This window comes from Wolbachia endosymbiont of Nasonia vitripennis (assembly GCF_048054115.1).
Lineage (GTDB): Bacteria > Pseudomonadota > Alphaproteobacteria > Rickettsiales > Anaplasmataceae > Wolbachia.
Genome location: NZ_JAFEVF010000066.1, coordinates 1 through 3,054 on the forward strand (window position 1 = coordinate 1; position 3,054 = coordinate 3,054).

General features: G+C 33.9%; 2 protein-coding genes. One reads left to right on the forward strand and one right to left on the reverse strand.

Annotation, left to right across the window (positions count from 1 at the left end; all coding sequences use genetic code 11):
• Window positions 1-260: 260 nt before the first annotated feature.
• Entirely contained in the window at window positions 261-2,339 is a 2,079-nt protein-coding gene (locus JR053_RS05235; RefSeq protein WP_416603798.1) for a heme lyase CcmF/NrfE family subunit, read from the reverse strand.
• 155 nt (window positions 2,340-2,494) lie between these two features.
• On the opposite strand from JR053_RS05235, the gene JR053_RS05240 reads away from it, so the two are divergent.
• Window positions 2,495-2,941 carry a hypothetical protein gene (locus JR053_RS05240; RefSeq protein ID WP_416603796.1) on the forward strand — a complete coding sequence of 149 codons (447 nt, stop codon included), beginning with the start codon at window positions 2,495-2,497 and terminating at the stop codon, window positions 2,939-2,941.
• Window positions 2,942-3,054 lie beyond the last annotated feature (113 nt).

Genomic DNA, 3,054 nt, shown 5'->3' on the forward strand with positions numbered 1-3,054 from the left:
AAACCTTTTTTGATAGTATGCATATTGCTTATCAGAAAAATATTGATAGCATTAAACAGGATGCTGATTTTGGTTTTGACTTTGTTAATTCTTCTGTCAGTTAATTCATGCCTGTCAGATCAAGTCTAAACTATTACATGTAAGTTCTTCATTAGAAAATATATCTTTATTTCCTATTGTACAACAGAACATAGAGAAAATTCGCTCGCGAGGTTATGTTGCTTAGCTTAAGTTTAAATTGCCAAAAAATGAAAACTTCATCATACTGAAGGAACTACTTTTTTGCTAGAAGGCAAAGCAGCAAGGAGCGAACCAAAAGCGATAAGAAAGGATCCAAGCCAGATTATAGACATTCCAGGTTTATAGTGCACTTTAGCTGCAATTTTGCTCTTACTCTTATCAATCTCTCCAATTACAACATAAATATCAGAAAATAAATTGTGGTAGATACTGCTTTCAACATTTTTCTGACCTTCCGCAAGGTAAAATCTATATTCAGGAGTTACTTCACCTAATATCTTATTATTCAGCAAATTCCTGATATCCATTGTACCCCTCACTGCATGGAAATTTTTTTCTTTTATTAGCTCAATATTTCGTAAAGTAACTTTAAATTTATTGACTGTTATGCTGTCTCCTATTCCCAAGTAGTTTTCTTTTTTCTCCTGCCAACCAACTGAATAAGATATACCAAGCACTAGAATTGCCACTCCAGCATGAGCAAGCATCATTGCATAGTAGGACTTAGAAACTCTTCTTGCTAATAAAATTGATTCACCAAATGCTACCTTAAATAAACAAATTCTTTTACTATATGCTTCTAAAACAAAGATTAATAATGCTATGGAGATGGTAATTGATAGCACAATCATTAGCTCCATGTGAAAGATAAACGGCAAAATAGCTGCAGCACTACAAAATGAAAATCTATATTCACGGAATATTGGCAATAGACTATTTCCCTGCCAACTGCAGTATTGCCCTATCATGGTGAGCACTAGAATAGCTAGTGCAATAGAGTTAAATAAAGAATTGTAATATGGTGCTCCAACTGAAATTAATTCACCGGTTAAATACTCAAGCACTGTAGGGTATAAAGTGCCAACGAACACGATGAAAAAGGCAGTGATGAATAATAAATTGTTCATCAGCATCATCGTAAGGCGTGAAAAGAATCTTCTACCCTCTGTCACTTGAGTAGCAGATTTCTTTTCAGATTCCAATATCGAATACTGGAAAGATGTGTGATTCTTTCTCGTAAACACTACAAATATTACTAAGCTACTGACTGTAATTACACCAAGTAGAGCTAATATATACAATCCATATCTTGGGTCATCTGCAAACGTGTGCACTGAGGTAAGTATTCCTGAGCGGACTAGAAATGTTCCAGTCACACTCAATATAAAAGTTGTGAGCGTAAGTAAAATAGCAACATTCCTTAAAGTATTGAAATTTCGTACAACGAGCAACAAATGTGTCAGCGCCACTGCAATTAGCCACGGCATCAAAGAAACGTTTTCCACTGGATCCCAAAACCAAAATCCACCCCAACCGAGTTCACGATATGCCCACCAGCTACCCAAGCTGATGCCCAAAGTGAGCAGCGACCAAGAAATAAGTACCCAAGGCCTGACAATTTTAGCCCAAACATTTCCTTCAGTATTTAAAATTAATCCAGCTATAGAGAGCGAAAAAGGAACGCTAAATCCAAGGTACCCCAAATATAATACCGGTGGATGAATAGCAAGGCCTATATCCTGCAATATCGGATTAAAACCCAGTCCATCTGTTTCAATGCCTGGCATTTTAGTGAAGGGGCTGGATTCAAGTAAAGTGAACAGTAAAAAACAAAAGCAAATCAAGCCTTGGGTGATAAGAGATATTTTTTTTAATTTACTACCATTAGTTCGTTCTGGTGTCATTCCAGTGCTTGACACTGGAATCCAGTTTTTATTACACTGCCATTTGATGTACTCATTTGCAATTAAATTGTCTGGATCCCAGTGTCTGGGCACTGGGATGACAGAAGGTATATAAATATCCATTAGTAATAAATACATGACAAGCACTAAGGTCCAAAGCAACATAGACCCTTCTTTATTTCCCCAAACACCACAAATCTTATAGATCAAAGGTTTTGTTGTGTGTGAGTGGTAATATACGTTTTCAAGTGAGAAATCATTTTTAATGTGGCAGTAGATCAAAATAGCCATTGATGCTGACACACAAAAAAATATGGCAGAGGAGACGAATCGGTAAGAACTAAACGGTAGAAACAAATACGTTAAAGATAACAAACAGGCTACCAATAACAATATATTCCCAAATTCAGGCATAAGATTCATATAATGATATTACTAATAATAAATTGGGAGTTAAAGTTTTAATATAGGAACAAAGTTAATCTTCAATTATATTAATAGTAAGTAAAAATTAAGCATTAAGCTTTTATACTTTATATTATATAACATTAATATTGTGAGGTAATATTATGGGCACAACTAAGATTAGTGAATTTCTATTCAATATAAAAGGTAAAGTGGCAAAACAACATGCTGAACCAATAATTGAAAAAAATCTCTATACTATTTTAGGATTCAAAGATGTAGAAGATTTAGAACATAAGACAAGTAAGTCCGTTAACAAAAAAATTTGGCAGCTATTTATTGATTGCTTTACAAAGGAAATAGATTATGTAGCAACTAAGCAAGTTGTAAAAAACGTTGTTTGTAATATTGCCAAAAGTGCCCAAGGCAATGCTTTTACTGAAGCTGAAAGCTTAATCTTAAACGAAAAACAAGATAATAAAAAGAGAGAAAGAGCGATTAAAAAAGCTACTAGTATTTTAAAAAAAATCAATCCAGAAAAAGCCTTCAATGAACTTTCAGTAATAAAAAAACAAGCCGAAGATTTTTGTAATAGTTTAGACTTGATCTGACAGGCATGAATTAACTGACAGAAGAATTAACAAAGTCAAAACCAAAATCAGCATCCTGTTTAATGCTATCAATATTTTTCTGATAAGCAATATGCATACTATCAAAAAAGGTT